A 5163-nucleotide genomic window follows, 5' to 3' on the forward strand; every position below is an offset into this window, starting at 1 on the left:
GTTCGTCGCTCGGTCATCGCGCTGTGGCTCGGGCATGAATCGGTGGAAACCACGGAAATCTATGTCGAAGCGACCCTTGCGATGAAGGAACAGGCCCTTGAGAAGGCAACTCCGCGACGCGGTAAGCCAGGCCGCTTCAAGCCAACGGACGAGCTCCTCGACTTCCTGAACAGTCTTTAGGCTACGGAATTATATCGGGTGATCGCTTGAGCACATCTCTTTGACGGCCCGCAATCTCCTGTCAATTGTTGGAGTTCAATCACGCCACCCGACATAATCCGGAAGGGTACATAGTGCCGCAGGGAGTGCAAGGTCGGGCGTCGTCCATCGGGTAAATGCAACCCGAGCTTCGCCGTTGCGCGCGCAAACCACCGCCCAAGGGAATCATGATCGAGCGGTTGTCCCCAATCTGTGACGAAGAACATCGGTGCCCGCCTTGCATGACACTTGTGTCCCCGTCGGTCGGCGTACTGCCTCAGATGAGCTGCGGTTGTTGGATGCAAGGGTACGATGCGTGCCTTTTTGAATTTACTTTCGCGAACAACGATATGTGGCAGATCTTCCCCAAGGTGCACGTCGATCGCCTTGAGGTGTAGAGCTTCGCCGATACGTAACCCGGAACTGGCAAGCAACCCCAAGATTGCGACGTAGGCAGCAGATCGCAGACCACCCCGCGGTCGCGCAGTCGTCGCCAGATTCAGGATCGATTGCAGTTGTGCAGCGCTCAGAACGTACGGCGGATTGCGACGTGGAGTTGCCAGCAGATGTTTGCCGGGTACCGAGGTCGCTGGATCGACAGCCTTTACGAAGCGCAGAAACCCGCGCAGGGCACTGAGGATGGCAGACTGGCTCGACGGTGCACGGCGAACCCGCATGATCCATTCGATGACATCAGTAGTCTTTATCGATTCACCGGCGCGATCGTGGATAATGTCCTTAACGAAACGTGCGAGCGTTCCGCTATAGGCTTGCCGGTAACCCAGCAACTTGCGGTCTTCGACGTAGCGGCTCAGCAGCTCCTGAAGTTCCTCACCGTTCATGATCTGTCTCCCGGCCACGGCATGGCGATGCGCGACAGCGATGACAGGTCCAGCTTCGCGTAAATGGCGGTGGACTGAAGGGATCGATGACCCAGCACATCGGCGATGTTTTTGAAACTCGATCCGCGTGTCAACATGGTTGTTGCCACGGCATGACGTATCAGGTGTGCTGAACCGCGTGCGGGAGCGATATCTGCTCGAATCAGGGCTCGCCGGACGATCTTGGAAATCGCGCTGGAGTCGGTGAATGGCTGCTACGGCGGAATCGCTTGCAGAAATATCGTCCTGTACGATGATGGAGGACGCTCCCGTTTGAGGTATGCCAGCAAGGCGCGCCCCACATCTCGGGATAATGGCAGGTCACGGTCACGACGGGTCTTGGTTTCACGGATATGAATGACGCCGCAGGCCCAGTCAACGTCATCCAGACTGAGGCGAGCGACTTCGGCAGCACGCATCCCGGTTCTTGCGAGCAGCAGCACTATTGCCGTATTCCGCAATGGTTGAAACGTCGCAGCATCGACCACGCATTTGATCAGCCGATCGACATCGGCGCACGACAAACGCGGCGGAAGCGTCGCATGACGCCAACGCCGAATTCGTGGAAGCGTTTCCTCCAGACCGGGCTGCGTCAATCCCCTGACGGCGAGAAAGCGCAACATTGCGCGCAGCGCGACGATCGGTGAATTCGATGGCCGCCGCTTCCTGATCGAGAATTCGTGACGCAGGTATGTGCGGAGATGTTCGGTTGAAAGGTCTTGCCAATTCGGCGGACTGTCACCGCACCACTCATCCAGGAAGAGTTGAACGAACCGGCCATACTTCCTTCGGATGCCCTGCGCCAGACCCCTGACGGCGCCGAGGTATGAATCAAACTCGCTCAGAAACTGGGCTGCGGTCGTGATTGATGGCAAGCGCGCTTCGGGGTATTCCTTCCCGCGCAACAGTTCCGGATGCGTCATGGTCTTCTCCTTGCCGGCCATCATGGCCGGTAGGAAAAGTTCAGGACATTATGCGAACCTTTGCCATCCTGTCGATCTTGCACAGCGCCGCCTCAGTAATGCGGGGCGCTTTCGCCGTCACCGAGCTTCGCCTAATTCAGCGGTGGGGGTAATCGTTAATATCTGAAGCTTCAGATATTCGCGAATCCCGGCCGACCCTGCTCTAAGCAGCACGAAACAAATGGGCGCGCGTGCAGTGCACCGGTCGTCGTTACATGATGCTCACCCGTAACAGCGGTGGTGGCACGGTGCGTTTCTCGCTCACGCTCAACTGGTCGCAAACGAGCGTCCGGTCGACGGCTAGGCGCCGTTGCAGAACGGCCAACGGATACATGTGGCCGTGACGCTCTCGGGCACCACTTTCACCCTGTATTACGCAATGCGGCCAACTTCGCTACCGCTCTTCAAGCGATAAATCGTTATCCCCGCAAGGCGCGCTAGCCGAATTAGTGGGCACTTTAGCGCTTCTGTGGACACCGTTAGCAGAAAATGTGAGCCGCAACACCCGGCTTCTTCTCCGCAGACTGTGTCAAAGTGATGCCCATCAGATTGGAAATGATGGGCATCACTTCGATGTCGCCCTCAGCCGCCGTCTATAACGGCCGGCACGAGTCGCTTACCCTGCTCCTGCGCCACCGCACGGATCGCTTGACGTCAATCAAATTTTCGCCGTTGGGAAGAACGACGGTCATCCCGGCTGACCGGTTCCGAGAATTCTGCATTACCAGCGGATATAAATATACAGGCGAGGACGGGAGGCGCCGATATCACTCCGCGGTGATGGAGAAGTTTTTGGACGCGAAAGGCAGACCGCCAGGCGACGACGTTATCTCGAAGCCGTACTGAACATCGCCGAGCACGACATCATCGAAATAATTCCGCGACTTGAGGTAATTCATGAATGCCAGCACGTCGAGCGTGGTGTGGTCGGTCTTTTTTGTGCGAAGAAACGAATAGACCGTGTTACTGCTATTGCTGCCCACGTAGACATTCCAGTAAGCGCCCGACAGCTGGACATCTTTCTGAATTGGGATCGCGCAGCCGGAAAACGTCCAGTTCGCGGAAATCGGTTTTACGTTGCCGCAGCCATCAGGGGATCCGGTATAGTTGAGCCAGATCATGATTTCATGCGCGTTGTTTCCGGCCCAGATATCGAAGGTCGATTCCCAAGCGCCGCTAGAAGGGGTGATCGCTGAGACGACAGCAGTCAGCGACTTAAGCGAACTGAGGGACTTGTTGACCGCATATCCGATGTGTGGATAGGACTTGATGTGGCCGGTGTCGGGTTGATTTGAAGAGACGCCCCAGTCAAGGTTGCTGTTGGCCCAGATCGTCTGCTTGCCTGCAGCGACACCTTGGCAGGGCGACCAGACGTCATTGTTGAACGTGTAGCTTCCGTAGGAGCTGGAAGCAAAAAGGAGATCGGACGGATAGCAGGACGAGGCTTCGGGCGAAGTTGCAGACCAGGCCTCGGCCTGTGCTTCTGCACTGCAAACCATCAAAGCTGTGGCGGCACAGCCGGCGAGGAATGGCATTCGCTGCATAAGGTTGCTGTCTCCTATAGGGTCGATGATGTCAGTCGAGATTGGTCTCCCTTGGCTTTTAGCGGCGATATGAGCCGTAACATTGCCGAACTGTCATTCATTCCCTTTGCCACTTTTGATTGCCGGTCGGAACCAGCGGCGTTGGTCAAACGGGAACAGAACGTAGTCGCGAACCGTATGCGGTTCCGGTTGGTTGCGAAGACCCACTTCCGGCCATTCCTCTTTTTCCGGCCAGTATGCAGTGCGAAAAACTGTGTCCCAGATGGTGGTGAAGAATCCATAGTTTTGGTGCCGGTGATGCGATTCCATTGAGTGGTGAATGCGGTGAAACTGGTTATCGCCGATGATGTATCGGAGCGGCCCGAGATTCACACGCGTGCTGGAGTGAGAAAGATGCGCCTGAAAGCTAATTAGCGTCATGGCAACCGCGGGCACGACACCGGACTTGAAGTGGATTAGCGCGAGTGGCAGTGCTACAAACATCGCGTAAACAATCGGTTCGGAAATGTGATGATTACAGTTCCATGCAGTCAACTCGCGGATCGAGTGATGAGTCGCATGCAAGCGCCACAGGAACGGAATTGCGTGCTGCGCGCGGTGCATCCAGTAGTAAAAGAAGTCGCCGGCAATTGCAACCAGAACGCCAGAAAAAACCGCCATAAACACCCCGGCGATCGTGTTGCCGGAATGGAGCAACGCCCCAAAATCCACTGTCAGGAGTGGTTTCACCCCTAGCCATTGCAGCCCCATAGCGTAAAGGTGCCAGATTAATGCACCACAACCGATGCGGATTATCCAGTTCCGCACGCCCCGAATGTATGACGAAAAACTGTAGCGGTAGGCCGGGAAGATCAGCTCGAGTACGACGCAGACGTTAGCGAAGACCATCACGAGCTCAAATGAGTTCACGAAGAACAGGGCCATCTGATCAATATCGACAACGTGCATTCATTTGCTCCGGCGAATCGGCGCTCTATGCGCGAGCCTAGGTAAAAGTGGTACTGGCCAGCCAGCGGCCTGACAGCTGTCGGTTCACAGGTCCGAAACTATTTGGCCCAGCGTATCCTATAAATGCCGGCTCGGCATGCAATTGGAAGTGCGGGCGGTAGTGCACGGGTTGCACCTGGCAGGTCAAGCAACATCAGGACCGTAGTACTTCAAACCATAACAGTGACGACTACACAGCAGGTTCTAGTATGCATCGCTTCGCGCCATTGTGAAAATTGATTGTTTGGATCGGAAGCATCCGCGTTCTAAATGCCGTTTGCACCTCAGTCGTAAGTAGTCGGCCTTGAACAATCCGCGAAGGCTTATGCGGCAAGGCTCTGAGGCCGAATTGGTGTTGTGGGAATTGCAGGGACCAGGCATATTGACGCTTGAATCCTGCAAATCCTGACGAGGTGCGGATGGGTCCGAAGACGCCTGTGACAGAAGGAGATTTCTTCCGGCAGCCGCTGCGTGAGCAGATCAATCTGAAACATCCGCTGGTGCGGCTGGCTGAACTGATCAACTGGGATCGGCTGGGCGTGGCAATGAGCGAGAGCTTCGTGTCGCGCAAGGGACGGCCGGCAACATCAC

The 5163-nt window shown here is 56.1% G+C and carries 3 protein-coding genes and 3 pseudogenes; 2 read left to right on the forward strand and 4 right to left on the reverse strand.

Going from position 1 to position 5163, the window contains the following annotated elements; genetic code table 11:
• A pseudogene (locus tag E1N52_RS42785) lies at nucleotides 1-180 on the forward strand (integrase); the annotation flags it as partial.
• Here the strand turns inward: E1N52_RS42785 and E1N52_RS42790 are convergent.
• From E1N52_RS42790 to E1N52_RS42815, 4 genes and pseudogenes are all read right to left on the reverse strand, one after another.
• Entirely contained in the window at nucleotides 177-1040 is an 864-nt protein-coding gene (locus E1N52_RS42790; protein ID WP_133191093.1) for a tyrosine-type recombinase/integrase, read from the reverse strand. The pseudogene E1N52_RS42785 and the gene E1N52_RS42790 overlap by 4 nt on opposite strands.
• A pseudogene (locus E1N52_RS45200) lies at nucleotides 1037-2026 on the reverse strand (tyrosine-type recombinase/integrase). Before E1N52_RS45200 ends, E1N52_RS42790 begins: the two are co-directional and overlap by 4 nt.
• 782 nt (nucleotides 2027-2808) lie before the next feature.
• Entirely contained in the window at nucleotides 2809-3585 is a 777-nt protein-coding gene (locus E1N52_RS42810; RefSeq protein ID WP_133191097.1) for a GH12 family glycosyl hydrolase domain-containing protein, read from the reverse strand.
• A gap of 93 nt (nucleotides 3586-3678) precedes the next feature.
• Nucleotides 3679-4533, reverse strand: coding sequence for a sterol desaturase family protein (locus E1N52_RS42815; protein WP_133191099.1), 855 nt, complete (start codon nucleotides 4531-4533; stop codon nucleotides 3679-3681).
• Between the two features lie 458 nt (nucleotides 4534-4991).
• Here E1N52_RS42815 and E1N52_RS42820 point away from each other — a divergent pair.
• Nucleotides 4992-5163: pseudogene (locus E1N52_RS42820) on the forward strand (IS5/IS1182 family transposase); the annotation flags it as partial.

The sequence above is a fragment of the Paraburkholderia guartelaensis genome (genome assembly GCF_004353905.1).
GTDB classification, from domain to species: Bacteria; Pseudomonadota; Gammaproteobacteria; order Burkholderiales; family Burkholderiaceae; genus Paraburkholderia; species Paraburkholderia guartelaensis.